Genomic DNA, 14,699 nt, shown 5'->3' on the forward strand with positions numbered 1-14,699 from the left:
CGGCCCCGGCCACGCCCTGCCGACCGGCCGCGAAGCGGTTAGAAAGGAGCGAAACCCGTCGGCAGCGGTGCGCACGTCCCGCGTTCCGCCACCGCGCCACGCCCCCACCACCGGCCCGAGGCCCTGTCCCAGGTGAGTCCATTGATCGGTCGCATCCCCGTGCTCGACGTCCGCCCGCTCGTCGACTGCGGCCAAAGGCCCGCCAAGGCGGTCGTGGGTGAGACCTTCCTGATCACCGCGACGGTCTTCCGCGAGGGCCATGAGGCGGTGGCCGCGAATGTGGTGCTGGTGGGACCGGACGGGCGGCCCGGCCCGTGGCTCCCGATGCGGGAGCTGGCCCCCGGCACCGACCGGTGGGGCGCCGAGGTCACCCCGGAGGCGGAGGGCCGTTGGACGTACGCGGTGGAGGGCTGGGGCGACCCGGTCACCACCTGGCTGCGCCACGCCGCGATCAAGGTCCCGGCGGACCTCGACACCGCGCTGGTCCTGGCCGAGGGCGCCGAGCTGTACGAGCGGGCGGCCGAGGGGGTGCCGAAGCGGGACGGCCGGGAGGCGGTGCTGGCGGCGGCCGACGCGCTCCGTGACACCTCCCGCCCGGCGGCCGCCCGGCTGGCGGCGGCGCTCGCCCCCGAGGCGCGGGCCGCGCTGGAGCGGTACCCGCTGCGCGAACCGGTCTCCTCGTCCGGGCCGCTGCCGCTGGTGGTGGAGCGGCGCCGGGCGCTGTTCGGCTCCTGGTACGAGCTGTTCCCCCGCTCGGAGGGGGCCCGGGTGGAGCCGGGGCGCGGCGGGCGGCCCGGCCGGGTGGTGAGCGGCACCTTCCGCACGGCCGCCGAGCGGCTTCCGGGCGTCGCCGCGATGGGCTTCGACGTGGTGTACCTGCCGCCCGTGCACCCGATCGGGACCACCCACCGCAAGGGCCGCAACAACAGCCTGGTGGCCGGTCCGCAGGACGTGGGGGTGCCCTGGGCGGTCGGCTCCGCCGAGGGCGGCCACGACGCGGTCCACCCCGACCTCGGCACGCTGGAGGACTTCGACCACTTCGTGGCGGTGGCCCACGGGCTGCGGATGGAGGTGGCGCTCGACTTCGCGCTCCAGTGCTCCCCCGACCACCCCTGGGTCCAGCGGCATCCGGAGTGGTTCCACCACCGGGCGGACGGGTCGATCGCGTACGCCGAGAACCCGCCGAAGAAGTACCAGGACATCTACCCGATCGCCTTCGACCGGGACATGGACGGGCTGGTCGCCGAGTCGGTGCGCATTCTGCGGTTCTGGATGGGCCACGGGGTGCGGATCTTCCGGGTCGACAACCCGCACACCAAACCGGTGGTCTTCTGGGAGCGGGTGATCGGGGAGATCAACGGGACCGATCCCGACGTGGTCTTCCTCGCCGAGGCGTTCACCCGGCCGGCGATGATGAAGGCCCTCGCCGCGGTCGGCTTCCAGCAGTCGTACACGTACTTCACCTGGCGCGAGACCCGGCAGGAGATCACCGACTACGTCACGGAGCTGGCGGGCGAGTCCGCCGCGTACATGCGGCCCAACTTCTTCGTGAACACACCGGACATCCTCCCCGGCCACCTCCAGGCCGGCGGCCGGCCGGCCTTCGAGGCGCGGGCCGTGCTGGCCGCGACGCTCTCCCCGTCCTGGGGCGTGTACGCGGGCTTCGAACTGTGCGAGAACACCCCGGCCGGGCCCGACTGCGAGGAGTACCTCGACTCGGAGAAGTACGAGATCCGGCCCCGGGACTGGGCGGCGGCGGAGCGCGAGGGCCGCTCGCTGGCCCCGCTGATCACCGCCCTCAACCGGATCCGCCGCCGCAACCCCGCGCTCCAGCAGCTCCGCGACGTCCACTTCCACCCCACCGACGACGAGGCGGTGATCGCGTACAGCAAACGCTCGGGTTCGAACACCGTTCTGGTGGTCGTCAACCTCGACCCGCACCACACCCACGAGGCCACGGTCTCGTTGGACATGCCGCGACTCGGCCTCGACCGGCACGAGTCCGTGCCGGTGCGCGACGAGCTCACCGGCGACACCTATCACTGGGGCAGGACCTTCTATGTGCGTCTGGAGCCAGACGTCACGCCCGCGCACATCGTCGTCCTGCGACCGTTTCCGTCGACCGGAGGGTCACCCACACCATGATCGTCAATGAGCCCGTCCCCGACATGTTCGAGGACACCCCCGCCAAGGACCGCGATCCCGACTGGTTCAAGCGCGCCGTCTTCTACGAGGTGCTCGTCAGGTCCTTCCAGGACTCCAACGGCGACGGCATCGGCGACCTCAAGGGCATCACCGCCAAGCTGGACTACCTCCAGTGGCTCGGCGTCGACTGCCTCTGGCTGCCGCCATTCTTCAAGTCCCCGCTGCGCGACGGCGGTTACGACGTCTCCGACTACACGGCGGTGCTGCCGGAATTCGGCGACCTGGCCGACTTCGTGGAGTTCGTCGACGCCGCGCACCAGCGCGGGATGCGCGTGATCATCGACTTCGTGATGAACCACACGAGCGACCAGCACGAGTGGTTCCAGCAGTCCCGCAAGGACCCGGACGGGCCGTACGGCGACTACTACGTCTGGGCCGACGACGACAAGCAGTTCCCGGACGCCCGGATCATCTTCGTCGACACCGAGACGTCCAACTGGACCTACGACCCGGTGCGCGGCCAGTACTACTGGCACCGGTTCTTCTCCCACCAGCCGGACCTCAACTACGAGAACCCGGCGGTGCAGGAGGAGATCGTCTCCGCGCTCCGCTTCTGGCTGGACCTCGGCATCGACGGCTTCCGGCTGGACGCCGTGCCCTACCTGTACCAGCGCGAGGGCACCAACTGCGAGAACCTGCCCGAGACCCACTCCTTCCTCAAGCGGGTCCGCGCGGAGATCGACGCGCACTACCCGGACACCGTGCTGCTCGCCGAGGCCAACCAGTGGCCGGAGGACGTCGTCGACTACTTCGGCGACTACGAGGCGGGCGGCGACGAATGCCACATGGCGTTCCACTTCCCGGTGATGCCGCGGATCTTCATGGCCGTACGGCGGGAGAGCCGCTACCCCGTCTCCGAAGTCCTGGCCAAGACCCCGGCGATCCCGGGGAACTGCCAGTGGGGCATCTTCCTGCGCAACCACGACGAGCTCACCCTCGAAATGGTCACGGACGAAGAGCGCGACTACATGTACGCGGAGTACGCCAAGGACCCGCGGATGCGGGCCAACATCGGCATCCGGCGCCGGCTCGCCCCGCTGCTGGACAACGACCGCAACCAGATCGAGCTGTTCACCGCGCTGCTGCTGTCGCTGCCCGGCTCCCCGATCCTCTACTACGGGGACGAGATCGGGATGGGCGACAACATCTGGCTGGGCGACCGGGACGGCGTCCGCACCCCGATGCAGTGGACCCCCGACCGGAACGCCGGGTTCTCCTCCAGCGACCCCGGTCGGCTCTACCTGCCGACGATCATGGACCCGGTCTACGGCTACCAGGTCACCAACGTGGAGGCGTCGATGTCGTCGCCGTCCTCGCTGCTGCACTGGACGCGGCGGATGATCGAGATCCGCAAGCAGAACCCCGCCTTCGGCCTCGGCTCCTACGACGAACTGCCCTCGTCCAACCCGGCGGTGCTCGCCTTCACCCGGGAGCACGGCGACGACCTGGTGCTCTGCGTGCACAACTTCTCCCGGTTCCCGCAGCCGACCGAGCTGGACCTCGGTTCCTTCACCGGCCGCCGTCCGGTGGAGCTGATCGGCGGGGTGCGGTTCCCGGCGATCGGGCGGCTTCCGTACCTGCTGACGCTGGCCGGGCACGGTTTCTACTGGTTCCGGCTGCACGCGGACGCGGCGGCGGGCTGATCCCGAGGACACCGGCCCGCCCGCACCGGGCGGGCCGTACGGACCAACCCGCCCCGACACGTTCCACACAGAAGGACATCGACCACAGCAATCCAGGACACTCTCCGCATCCTGTGGTGTGCCCGGGGAAAGGATTCGACGCCATGTCGGAGGCTGTATCCACACGGGCCGCCACGCCGCGCGGCACCGGTCTGCTCCCGTCACTCGCCCCGCTGCTGCACGGCTGGCTGCCCCGGCAGCGCTGGTTCGCCGGGAAGGGGCGGCCGGTCACCGGCTTCTCGCTGGTGTCGGCGACCGAGATCCTGCCGGTGGGCACCGGGACCGGCGCCGGGCTGCTCCATCTGCTGGTCCGGGTCCACCAGCCGGCCGCCCCCGGGCACTTGCCGGACGACTGCTACCAACTCCTCCTCGGGGTGCGGTCCGTGCTGCCGACCCGGCTCGCCCCCGCGCTCATCGGCCGGGTGCGGGAGGGGCCGCTCGCCGGGCACACCGTCTACGAGGGGCTGCACGACCCGCACCTGGCCGGAGTGCTGCTGGAACGATTCCGTACCCCCGGCACCCTGGGCGACCTGCGCTTCGACGGGAGCGGCCCGGCCGTCCCCGCCCGGCTCGCCCCCCGCCCGCTGGAGACCGAACAGTCCAACACCTCGCTCGTCTACGGCGACACCTACATCCTCAAGATCTTCCGGCGGCTCTTCCCGGGCACCAACCCCGACCTGGAGCTGCCGCTGGCGCTGGCCCGGGAGGGGTGCGGCCGGGTGCCCGCCCCGGTCGCCTGGTTCGAGGCCCGCACACCCGGACAGCTCACCCTCGGCGTGCTCCAGCCGTTCCTCGGCGGCGCCGAGGACGGCTGGGGGCTCGCGCTGCGCGCCCTCGCGGAGGGCCGGGACTTCGCCGCCGAGGCCCGCGCCCTGGGCCGGGCCACCGCCGAGGTGCACACCGCGCTCGCCGCCGCCCTGCCGACACCCGCCCTGCACCGGGACCAGACCGAGCGGCTGGCCGCCGCGATGGTGCGCCGGCTGGAGTCCGCCGCGCAGGCGGTGCCGGCGCTCGTCCCGTACGTCCCCGGGCTGCGCACCGCCTTCGACGCGGTGGCCGCGCTGGGCGACCGGGGCCGGGGCTGGGCGGCCCAGCGGGTCCACGGCGACCTCCATCTCGGCCAGACCCTCCGCGCCGCCGACGGCTTCTGGTCGCTGATCGACTTCGAGGGCGAACCGGCCCGGCCGCTGCACGAGCGCCGCCGCCCGCAGCTCCCGGTCCGGGACATCGCCGGGATGCTCCGCTCCTTCGACTACGCGGCCCGCTCGCACCGCCCGTGGAACGACGCCTGGGCGGCCCGCTGCCGTACCGCCTACTGCGAGGGGTACGCCGAGACCGCGGGCACCGACCCGCGCGGCGAACCGGAGCTGCTGCGCGCCCACGAGACCGACAAGGCGGTGTACGAGGTGCTGTACGAGGCCCGGCACCGGCCCGACTGGCTGCCGGTCCCGATGGCCGCGATCCACCGCCTGGCCGCCGCCGAGGACTGAGCCCCGCACCACGCCCCCTCCCCGGCCGCCGAGGACCGAAGGACCGTTTCGCCCCGACCCGACTCGACCCGCCGAGGAGACCCGCCCCCGTGACCGCCGCCCGCAAGCCCGCCCGCACCGCGTCCGCCCGGCCCGCCGCCGGGGTGTCCGGCACCGCTCCCTCCCGGCCCGCCGCCCGGCCCGCCGCCCGGTCGTCCCGGGCCGAGCCGGCGCGCCCCCGCCGGGGTGGCCCGCGTGCTGTACGCCCCCTCGACGGCGCCGACCGCGCCCGGCTGCTCGCCGGTGAGCACCACGCCCCGCACGACCTGCTCGGCGCCCATCCGGTGCGGGGCGGGGTGGAGCTGCGGGTGCTGCGCCCGTACGCCCGGTCGGTGACGGTGCTCGCGGACGGGGCGCGGACGCCGCTGCGCGACGACGGCGACGGCTTCTTCTCCGTCCTGCTTCCGGTGGCCGCCCCGCCGGAGTACCGGCTGCTGGTCGCCTACCCGGACGCCGAGGTGGAGACGGACGACCCGTACCGCTTCCTGCCCGCGCTCGGCGAGCTGGATCTGCATCTGATCGGCGAGGGCCGGCACGAGGAGCTGTGGACCGCGCTCGGGGCCCGGCCCATGGAGCACCAGGGGGTGGCGGGCACCCGGTTCACCGTGTGGGCGCCGAACGCGCGCGGGGTGCGGGTGGCCGGGGACTTCAACCACTGGGACGGCAGCGCGTACCCGATGCGTTCGCTCGGCTCGACCGGGGTGTGGGAGCTGTTCCTGCCCGGGGTCGGGGAGGGGGCGCTCTACAAGTTCGACGTCTGCCGCCCGGACGGCTCGCACACGCTGCGCGCCGACCCGATGGCCCGGCGGACCGAGGTGCCGCCCGCCAACGCCTCGGTCGTGACGGCCTCGCACCACGTCTGGCGGGACCAGGAGTGGATGGCCCACCGGGGCGACGTACCGGCGCACGAGGCGCCGATGTCGGTGTACGAGGTGCATCTGCCGTCCTGGCGGCCGGGGCTCGGCTACCGCCAGCTGGCCGCGCAGCTCCCGGCGTACGTGCGGGCCCTGGGCTTCACCCATGTGGAGCTGATGCCGGTCGCGGAGCACCCGTTCGGCGGCTCCTGGGGCTACCAGGTCACCGGTTTCTACGCCCCGACCTCCCGCCTCGGCTCTCCCGACGACTTCCGCTTCCTGGTCGACTCGCTGCACCGGGCCGGGATCGGCGTGATCGTCGACTGGGTGCCCGCGCACTTCCCGCGCGACGAGTGGGCGCTGGCCGAGTTCGACGGCCGGCCGCTGTACGAGCACCCCGACCCGGCGCGGGCGGCGCATCCCGACTGGGGCACGCTGGAGTTCGACTACGGCCGCCGCGAGGTGCGCAACTTCCTCGTCTCCAACGCGACCTACTGGTGCGAGGAGTTCCATGTCGACGGGCTGCGGGTGGACGCCGTCGCCTCGATGCTGTACCTCGACTACTCGCGCGAGGACGGCCAGTGGACGCCGAACGAGCACGGCGGCCGGGAGAACCCGGACGCGGTCTCCTTCCTCCAGGAGATGAACGCCACCGTCTACCGGCGCAGTCCGGGGGTGGTGACCATCGCGGAGGAGTCCACCGCCTGGGACGGTGTCACCCGCGCCACGGACCTGGGCGGGCTCGGCTTCGGCCTGAAGTGGAACATGGGCTGGATGCACGACTCCCTGGAGTACATGACGAAGGAGCCGGTGCACCGCAAGTACCACCACGACGAGATGACGTTCTCGATGGTGTACGCGTACAGCGAGAACTACGTCCTGCCGATCTCGCACGACGAGGTGGTGCACGGCAAGCGGGCGCTGGTCTCCAAGATGCCCGGCGACTGGTGGCAGCAGCGCGCCAACCACCGCGCGTACCTCGGTTTCATGTGGGCCCACCCGGGCAAGCAACTCCTCTTCATGGGACAGGAGTTCGCCCAGGGCGCGGAGTGGTCGGAGGGGCACGGCCCGGACTGGTGGCTGCTCGACCCCTCGTACGCGGCACAGAGCGACCACCGGGGGGTGCGCGCCCTGGTCGGCGACCTGAACCGGGTGTACGGGGAGACGCCCGCGCTCTGGCAGCTCGACACCGTCCCGGAGGGGTTCGCCTGGGTGGACGGCGGGGCGGCCGAGGACAACGTCTTCGCCTTCCTCCGCTTCGACCGGCACGGCTCGCCGCTGCTGGCGGTCAGCAACTTCTCCCCGGTGGTGCGGGAGGGCTACCGCCTGGGCGTGCCGGAGGTGTCCGGGGACCGGGTGGCCTGGGCCGAGGTGCTCAACACCGATGCGGCCCGATACGGCGGTGGCGGCGTCGGCGCGTCCGGCCCGCTGAAGCCCGAACCGGTCCCGGCCCACGGCAGGAGCACCAGCATCGCGCTGGCGCTCCCGCCGCTGGCGACGGTGTGGCTGCGGCCGGTCTGACTCAGCCGCCGCAGGTGGTGAACGCGGGCGCGGTCTTCGCCAGGTAGATGCTGGCGTGGCCCTGGTCGTCGCTGACCAGCGGGACGGTGACGGTGTCGTGCGCCTTCCACGGGTAGCCGTTGGCGTCGAAGGTCCAGTCACCGGTGACCTTGGTGGCGAGCTTCGACAGCGCGACCCAGCCGTACTGCTGCTGCGGAACGGTGATGGTCAGGCTGTTGCCCAGCGTCTGGCTCAGGTCGTACGTCACGCTGCCGGAGGTGGTGAGGGAGACGCTCGTCTGGACGGGGCTCGCCGCTCCCGTGCCCAGAGTCGACGTGAAGGACACCCCGAGCGTGCTGGACCATCCGCTGGAGGTGGTCAGCGTGAACGTCCACGGCACCGGCGCGCCCGTGCCGTTGTACCAGACGGGCGAGACGCACTCGACGGGCAGCGGCTCGGCCGGGGCCTGGGTGCCCTTCGTCCAGGAGCAGCTGCTCGCGTCCTGCTGGCAGCGCTTGGAGGCGTACTCCACGGCGGCGGCCATCGCGTCGCCCGAGGAGGCGGCCGGAATCCGCCACTGCTGGGCGGCGGAGCCGTTGCAGCCGTAGGTCTGGGTCCACGCGTCGTCGTACTGGGCGTTCAGCACGATGTCGATGCAGCTGTTGTTACCGACGTTGCGGATCATGAAGGTGTTGGCCGCGCCGGTGACGGGCTGGAAGTACCACCGCTGCGCGGCGGCGCCGGAACAGGACTGCTGCCGCAGCGGCAGCCCGGTCGCCACGCACTTCCCGGTGAAGTCGTTGGCCAGGGTGAACGAGCCGTCGGCCTGCTTGTTGGCGGTCCACTGCTGGTGGTAGCCGGGTGCGGAGTTGGTGACGACGTAGACGCCGTCGCCGGTGTTGCCGTTCTGCACGTCCAGGTTGCGGTTGTTGCCGGCGGAGCTGAACGTCAGTCCGGCGAGCCCGGACGTCTCGGCCGCCCGTGCCGTCCCGGTCTGCGCGGTCAGCCCGAGTACGACGGCCAGCGCGGCCACGAAAGCGGCCAGCGCCCTGGGTAAGGCGCCTCTTGCGCGTGAGGTCATGACTGTTCCCCCTGTGCGATCATCGGATTGCGCGGAGTAATGGCGCCCGCCACGCTAGCGCCGCCCGCCGCCCCGCACCGGGCACTCGGGGACATTGGCCGGTTGGAGAGGTCGCCCGGGGTCCACCGGCTCCAGCCCCGTCCGCGTCGGCGCGACCCCTGCACACTGCCCACTTCCCCACCGCAGTCCGCGACTGGGGGGCTCCGCACCGCCGCCTTACTGCAGGCGGGCCTCAGGGATGCCTCGCACCGCCCGTGGGGACCGAGGGAACGAGGTCCGCCGACAGCGCGTCACTCGTCCGGGTCCGGTGGATCGTTCCTGCCGCTGGAGAGGGCCCGCGCGCGGGTGGAACGTGGGACGGTCCGGGCATGAAACGAACCACAGCCATGGTCACGGCAGCCGTGGGCGTCGCGCTCGTCGCGGCAGGACCGGTACCCGAGGCATCGGCGTAGCGGTACTGGAACGCGAAGGTGAAGTGCGAGCAGACCGACCCCGAGGGCCGGGCGATCCCACTCGATACGGCAACGGGGATCTCGGCTGGAACCACTTCTCCGGCAAGCACAACATCAAACGCTGCCGGGTCGTCGACGCGGCGCTGGCCGGTAAGGTCGACAGAGAAAGCGGGGGACGCCTGGAGTACTACGGAGTCGCCCGCAACGGCGCCCGGTTCGTGAACATCGTGGTCATCGTGCAGTACGCCCGACGTACGGCGGACGGTGAGTACGACGCGGGGAAGGGCGGGAAGATCGGTGTGATCACGGCCTACCGCAAGGGTGTCACCAAGTGCCCGGCATGGATCAACGAATGACCGGGTGGTGTGAGGACGTGGTCGAGCAGCAGGCATACCTCACACGGTTCCTCCTCGACTACACGGTGGTCCCGCTCATCGGAACGACCTTCCTGCGCGGGATCCTGCCGACGCGAGACACCGTGCGGGTGGTGATCGGGGCCGACGGCACCGAGGCCCCGGGCGGGTCGGTCGCGTACGAGATCCCGCTGGTGGACGACGACGGCGAGGCCGTCACCGCTCCACTGGTCCTGGGCTGGGCGCGAACGCTCTCGGCCCGCACCCCGGCCCGCACCGACGCGTCCGTGCTGGGAATGACGCTGGTCCGGGTGGACACCTCCGCCGTCGAGCCCGCGCCGCCGGAGGGCCCCGACAAGGTGTTGCGCGTCCTGCGGACGCTGGCCTGGCCGGCGGTCGACGCGGCTCCGTCCCCGGCGTTGTGCGGTTTCCTCATCACGGCGGAGAGCAGTATGCGGCTCTACCTATCGGTCGAGGGTGCCGGGGGCCTCATCGCCGCTGACGTACGCCTCACCGGCGCGACGACCGCGTTGCTGGCCGCGCTTCCCACGCTCGTACGTGAGAGGGAGCGCTGGGGTGTGACGGACGACCCGCACTGCGTCCACGCGGTCGACCTCACCGACTGGTAGCCGCCGGGCTGGTCGGGGGGCGTGCGCGATCTCGTCTCCGACCGAGGCCGAGGCCGGTGGGCGGACCATGCGACCGCAGCGGGTGTCAGGAGCTGACTCAGGATCACTCCGACACGGGCAGACACTCGGCCAGCAGGTCGACGATGTCGCGCCAGGCCCGCTGCGCGTGGCGGGGGTGGTGGCCGACGCCGGGAGGCGCGGCGTGGTCGACCGGTGGGTGGTGGAAGGCGTGCAGGGCTCCGCCGTAGACCGTGAGGCGCCAGTCGACGCCCGCGGCCCGCATCTCGGCGGTGAACGCCTCCCGCTGCGCGGGCGGCATGATCGGGTCCTCCGACCCGACCCCGGCCCACACCGGGCAGCGAATGCGGGCCGCCTCGCCCGGTCGGCCCGTGATCAGGCCGTTGACCGTCCCGATCGCGCGCAGGTCGACGCCGTCGCGACCGAGTTCCAGTGCGACCGCGCCCCCGGTGCCGTAGCCGATCGCGGCGGTCCGCTCGGGGTCGGCCCGTGGTTCGGCACACAGTACGTCGAGCGCGGCGTGCCCGATTCCGCGCATCCGGTCGGGATCGGCGAGCAGCGGCAGGCAACGGGCCAGCATGTCCTGCGGGTCCTCGAAATAGCGCCCGCCGTGGAGGTCGAAGGCCAACGCCACGTACCCGGACTCGGCCAGGGCGTCGGCCCGTCGCCGCTCGACATCGCTGAGCCCCATCCCCTCGGGTCCGATCAGGACCGCGGGCCGGCGCCCGGCACCGGCGGGGAGCGCGAGGTGGCCGACCATGGTCAGGCCGTCGGCCGGGTACGTGACCGTACGCGTGGTGACTGTGGTCATGGAACGGGACGGTAGTGAACGCCGAGCCCGACCGGGGCGGTGTTCACCGTCGGCAGACGGTGATCCGCCCCGGCGGCTCCAGCCCGGCGAAGCGGCCGTCACGCCGGAGCGGGCCGACGTGCGGCCGTCCCGATCCGGCGGGCCGACGTCTCCGGGCTGGAACCAGTCGGGTCAGGCCGACCTGAAGGCCACCAACCACGCACGCATCTCCTCGGGGGAGTCGCGGTCGAGAAGCCCGTTGATCTCCGCGATGAGCGCCTTGTCACCGTTCTTCTGCGCCCCGGCGAGAATGGTGACGATGGCGACCCGGTCGTCCTCGGCCTGGGCCAGCCGGTATCCCGTCGTCAGCCAAGCACGCATCTCCTCCGGGGAGTCGCGGTCGAGCAGGCCATTGATCTCGGAGATGACCCGCTTGTCACCGTTCTTCTGCGCCCCGTTGAGAATGGTGAAGATCGCGACCCGGTCGTCCTCGGCCTGGGCGAGGCGATAACCCGTCTCCAGCCACGCACGCATCTCCTCCGGGGAGTCGCGGTCGAGCAGGCCATTGATCTCCGCGATGACCCGCTTGTCACCGTTCTTCTGCGCCCCGTTGAGAATGGTGAGGATGGCGACCCGGTCGTCCTCGGCCTGCGCCAGCCGGTAACCCGTCTTCAAGAAGGCACGCATGTCGTCCACGGTGCCGTTGAGAGCCTCATTGGCTTCTCGGACGACCCCCTTGCCGCTCTTCTCGTCCACCAGGATGGCGGCGATCGCGGCGCGCAGTTCGTCCTCCGACATCTCGTCCACCGGCTTGTCGAACGTCGCCGCCGCGACCGTCGACGTGGCCGCGGGCGCGGCCGTCGAACCGGCGGCGAACGCCGGGGTGGTGAAGAGAAGGGCCGGTGTCAGAGCTGCGGCTACGACGAGCAGGCTTGCGCGGTGCTGTCTCACGGGTGGGCCTCCATGGTCTTGTTGAGAACGTCAGGATTCTCGCCGTTGAGCGCTGCGAAATGCACTGCCGGAAGCGGGCAGTCTTCGTCGACCGCCGTTGCCGTCCGCGCACATCCCGTGCGGGCGACCGGTCAGATCAGGACGATCGGGTTGGTGAGTGCGGCGATGTGGCCGTGGGGATGGCGGACCTCGATGCGGACGAACATCGATTCCTCCGCCGTCGTCTGCCACCGCACCGCGCCTGCCCCGTCACCGGGAAGCGACGCGCGGTGGACTTTCCCGCCATCGGTGTGGAAGCTGATGTCCGCCGCCGGTACGCCACGTACTGCCGCCCGGACTTCGACGCGCCCGCCGTGAGTCGCGAGCTGTTCGCCCACCCCGACGACGCGGCCGTCGGTACGGGCGGTGAACGACACGTCCACCTCCGCCGACTCGGCGATCCAGCTGCGGCCCGAGCCGATCCCGGCGAGGATCGCCCGGGTACTCAGCTCCTCGGAGAGGACCACGGTGTGCGGGGTGCCCATCTGCCCCTCGAGGTGTGTGTCGCTGTTGCCCATCGCCGGCCGCCAGGAGCCCGTCCGGACATCGGCGGCGAGGCTCCGCCCCCACTCGGCCAGGGCGGCCTCGTTGTCGGCGTTCCAGGGCCGGTCCGAAGTCCACAGCCCGTTCCACACCTCCACCACGTCGAAACCCCGGAAGGAGAACATGAAGTCGCCCGACGGGTAGGGCGCGTGGGGATGCGCGACCACGCACAGGCCCCCCATCCGATGGACCTGATCCAGGCACCGGTCGATCCGCCCGTCCCTGACCTGGTGGTTCCAGTCGACGACGTGACCGGGGCCGGTACCGAGCGCAAGCCAGTGCCCGGTCCTCGTGGTCACTTCCTCGCCCAGCACGATCAGGAAGTCGTCGGCAGCCAGGTGCGCCCAGACATCGGGGGCCGCGGCAGCGTTGTGCTCCGTCGTCGCGATGAAGTCGAGCCCGGCGGTGCGGGCCCGCAGTACCAACTCCTCGGGAGTGAGTTCTCCGTCCGAGTGGACGGAGTGGACATGGCAGTCCCCGCGGTACCAGCCCGCCCCGCGCCCCGGTGCCCGTACCGGTGGGAAGCTCGAACTCGACACGGTGCTCCTCGGTCGAAGGTCTGCCGAGCGGACGGCCGCGCGGCGAAGCCGCTCCGTGACACCACCGGGCACCGCCCCCGCGTGAGGCATCAGGCTCTCGTTCCGGCGTCGTCAGCAGCTCCTGTCGCACCGTTCCGGCAGGGACGGGGAGGCTGGCATGATGACCTTCATGACCGTATACCGAAAGGCCGATGCCGCGTAGACGGCCGGGCACGTTGCGTGCCCAACGATGTGGCCCTCGTGTCTGGGAGGAGCTGTCCCCGGACCGGCTCACCGGGTTCTCGGCCCGCACCAGCCTCGCGATCCACCGGGTGGAGTGGGCTTCCGACGAGTACTACGTCTACCCGGGTGCCACGGAACACGCGTTGCGACGGTACCGGGCGTTCCTGGCACGGCCGGGACACGGCGCTCTCTACCCGCGATACGCGCGGTGCTCATGTGCCGGGTGTTCCTTCGACGACGTGCGCCACGCACGCGATGTGCTCGAACTGGTCCTGCGGAGACTGCCGGACCGCCCCCGTGTGGAGCTGGGACACCGCGTGGCCTTCCTGGACGCCGGTTACCTCCGGCGCACCCTGCCCGATCCCTTCGCCCGTCATCGGCAGTGGCGCTCCGACCTGTGGTGGCGTCGCCGTCTCGCCGACGGGGAGGAGGGCGGCTGACGACCGCGGGCGCGTGCGGATCACGGGGGCCGGACCGGGCCGGGAAGCGGCCCGGTCCGCGGCGACGGTCCCTCAGCCCGCTCCGTCCAGCACCTGCTCCAGTTCCGTCAGGAGCTTGCGCCGGGGGCGGGCGCCGACCATCTGCTGGACGGGTTCGCCGTCGCGGAAGACGATCAGGGTGGGCGCCGACAGGACGGCGTAGCGGGCGGCGGTGGCGGGGCTGGTGTCGATGTCGAGCTGGACGATCTCCATCCGCCCGGCCAGTTCGGCGGCGACGGCCGAGAGCACCGGGGCCAACTGGCGGCACGGGCCGCACCAGTCGGCGGTGAACTCCACCAGGACGGGGAGCCCGGCCGCGAGCACCCGCTCCTCGAATGTGGCGTCGGTGACCTCCGCGACGCCCTGTGCGGTGTGGATCATCTGTCATCCTCCAAGTTCACAACGGGGTTCCGGTCCGCCGGGCAGCTCGGCGGAGGCTTCCAGCTCGGCGCGGGCGAGCTGCGCGCCCACCTGGTCGCGGACGGTGCGGAGCTGCTCGATCAGCGCGTCCAGTTCGCCGAGCTTGCTGCGGTAGACGGCGAGCGAGGCGGGGCAGGCGTCACCGGCCGGGTGGCCGGCGCGCAGGCACTCGACGAACGGCCGGGTCTCCTCCAGCCCGAACCCGAAGTCCTGGAGGGTCCGGATCTGCTGGACGAGCCTGAGGTCGTCCTCCCCGTAGTCGCGGTAGCCGTTGCCGGCCCGGCGCGCGGGCAGCAGTCCGCGCGACTCGTAGTAGCGCAGCGTCCGCGTGGTCGTACCGGCCCGTTCGGCGAGTTCCCCGATTCGCATGGCGTGAACGGTAGACCTTGACGTCGGCGTCAAGGCAAACAGCG

Annotated in this window: 13 protein-coding genes; 7 read left to right on the forward strand and 6 right to left on the reverse strand. The window is 71.8% G+C overall.

What is annotated here, in order from left to right; genetic code table 11:
- Nucleotides 1-141: 141 nt before the first annotated feature.
- The 4 genes from ACF08W_RS26720 to glgB all read left to right on the forward strand — a co-directional run bounded on the left by ACF08W_RS26720 (nt 142) and on the right by glgB (nt 7,791).
- A complete protein-coding gene (locus ACF08W_RS26720; RefSeq protein ID WP_392280765.1) occupies nt 142-2,145 on the forward strand; it encodes an alpha-1,4-glucan--maltose-1-phosphate maltosyltransferase in 2,004 nt (667 codons plus the stop codon).
- On the forward strand, nt 2,142-3,848 hold the full coding sequence (gene treS / locus ACF08W_RS26725; RefSeq protein WP_392280766.1) for a maltose alpha-D-glucosyltransferase: 1,707 nt from the start codon (nt 2,142-2,144) through the stop codon (nt 3,846-3,848). The genes ACF08W_RS26720 and treS overlap by 4 nt, the downstream gene beginning before the upstream one ends.
- Nucleotides 3,849-3,991: 143 nt before the next feature.
- Nucleotides 3,992-5,377, forward strand: a complete 1,386-nt coding sequence (locus ACF08W_RS26730) for a maltokinase (protein WP_392280767.1) — start codon at nt 3,992-3,994, stop codon at nt 5,375-5,377.
- A gap of 89 nt (nt 5,378-5,466) precedes the next feature.
- The gene (glgB, locus tag ACF08W_RS26735; protein WP_392280768.1) at nt 5,467-7,791 is read left to right on the forward strand and encodes a 1,4-alpha-glucan branching enzyme; all 2,325 of its coding nucleotides are present in this window, start codon (nt 5,467-5,469) and stop codon (nt 7,789-7,791) included.
- 1 nt (nt 7,792) lies between these two features.
- Here glgB and ACF08W_RS26740 read toward each other — a convergent pair whose 3' ends face one another.
- On the reverse strand, nt 7,793-8,851 hold the full coding sequence (locus tag ACF08W_RS26740) for an RICIN domain-containing protein (protein ID WP_392280769.1): 1,059 nt from the start codon (nt 8,849-8,851) through the stop codon (nt 7,793-7,795).
- Nucleotides 8,852-9,326: 475 nt separating this feature from the next.
- Here ACF08W_RS26740 and ACF08W_RS26745 point away from each other — a divergent pair, with 475 nt between their 5' ends.
- Both ACF08W_RS26745 and ACF08W_RS26750 read left to right on the forward strand, forming a co-directional pair.
- Nucleotides 9,327-9,659 carry a hypothetical protein gene (locus ACF08W_RS26745; RefSeq protein ID WP_392280770.1) on the forward strand — a complete coding sequence of 111 codons (333 nt, stop codon included), beginning with the start codon at nt 9,327-9,329 and terminating at the stop codon, nt 9,657-9,659.
- Nucleotides 9,656-10,285 carry a hypothetical protein gene (locus tag ACF08W_RS26750; RefSeq protein ID WP_392280771.1) on the forward strand — a complete coding sequence of 210 codons (630 nt, stop codon included), beginning with the start codon at nt 9,656-9,658 and terminating at the stop codon, nt 10,283-10,285. Before ACF08W_RS26745 ends, ACF08W_RS26750 begins: the two co-directional genes overlap by 4 nt.
- A 103-nt stretch (nt 10,286-10,388) precedes the next feature.
- Here ACF08W_RS26750 and ACF08W_RS26755 read toward each other — a convergent pair whose 3' ends face one another.
- The 3 genes from ACF08W_RS26755 to ACF08W_RS26765 form a co-directional block, all read right to left on the reverse strand.
- Nucleotides 10,389-11,114, reverse strand: a complete 726-nt coding sequence (locus tag ACF08W_RS26755) for a dienelactone hydrolase family protein (protein ID WP_392280772.1) — start codon at nt 11,112-11,114, stop codon at nt 10,389-10,391.
- A 171-nt stretch (nt 11,115-11,285) separates the two neighbouring features.
- The gene (locus ACF08W_RS26760; protein WP_392280773.1) at nt 11,286-12,044 is read right to left on the reverse strand and encodes an ALF repeat-containing protein; all 759 of its coding nucleotides are present in this window, start codon (nt 12,042-12,044) and stop codon (nt 11,286-11,288) included.
- 131 nt (nt 12,045-12,175) lie between these two features.
- The gene (locus tag ACF08W_RS26765) at nt 12,176-13,165 is read right to left on the reverse strand and encodes a CehA/McbA family metallohydrolase (protein WP_392280774.1); all 990 of its coding nucleotides are present in this window, start codon (nt 13,163-13,165) and stop codon (nt 12,176-12,178) included.
- 461 nt (nt 13,166-13,626) lie between these two features.
- Between ACF08W_RS26765 and ACF08W_RS26770 the strand changes: the two genes are divergently transcribed.
- Nucleotides 13,627-13,827 (forward strand): hypothetical protein, encoded by a 201-nt coding sequence (locus tag ACF08W_RS26770; protein WP_392280775.1) that lies wholly within the window; start codon nt 13,627-13,629, stop codon nt 13,825-13,827.
- Nucleotides 13,828-13,899: 72 nt separating this feature from the next.
- On the opposite strand, the gene trxA is transcribed toward ACF08W_RS26770, so the two are convergent.
- Together trxA and ACF08W_RS26780 are read right to left on the reverse strand one after the other, a co-directional pair.
- Entirely contained in the window at nt 13,900-14,247 is a 348-nt protein-coding gene (gene trxA / locus ACF08W_RS26775) for a thioredoxin (RefSeq protein ID WP_385215213.1), read from the reverse strand.
- A 3-nt stretch (nt 14,248-14,250) separates the two neighbouring features.
- Nucleotides 14,251-14,655: a MerR family transcriptional regulator gene (locus ACF08W_RS26780; protein WP_352277267.1), complete on the reverse strand. Its 405-nt coding sequence runs from the start codon at nt 14,653-14,655 to the stop codon at nt 14,251-14,253.
- Between the last annotated feature and the right edge of the window lie 44 nt (nt 14,656-14,699).

The organism is Streptomyces sp. NPDC015144 (assembly GCF_043079735.1).
Classification (GTDB): domain Bacteria; phylum Actinomycetota; class Actinomycetes; order Streptomycetales; family Streptomycetaceae; genus Streptomyces.

Excerpts from the sequence above, each read along its gene's own strand:
- treS (WP_392280766.1), top strand. The coding sequence starts at position 2,142 with ATGATCGTCAATGAGCCCGTCCCCGACATGTTCGAGGACACCCCCGCC.
- ACF08W_RS26730 (WP_392280767.1), top strand. The coding sequence starts at position 3,992 with ATGTCGGAGGCTGTATCCACACGGGCCGCCACGCCGCGCGGCACCGGT.
- ACF08W_RS26740 (WP_392280769.1), bottom strand. The coding sequence starts at position 8,851 with ATGACCTCACGCGCAAGAGGCGCCTTACCCAGGGCGCTGGCCGCTTTC.
- ACF08W_RS26750 (WP_392280771.1), top strand. The coding sequence starts at position 9,656 with ATGACCGGGTGGTGTGAGGACGTGGTCGAGCAGCAGGCATACCTCACA.
- ACF08W_RS26755 (WP_392280772.1), bottom strand. The coding sequence starts at position 11,114 with ATGACCACAGTCACCACGCGTACGGTCACGTACCCGGCCGACGGCCTG.
- trxA (WP_385215213.1), bottom strand. The coding sequence starts at position 14,247 with ATGATCCACACCGCACAGGGCGTCGCGGAGGTCACCGACGCCACATTC.
- ACF08W_RS26780 (WP_352277267.1), bottom strand. The coding sequence starts at position 14,655 with ATGCGAATCGGGGAACTCGCCGAACGGGCCGGTACGACCACGCGGACG.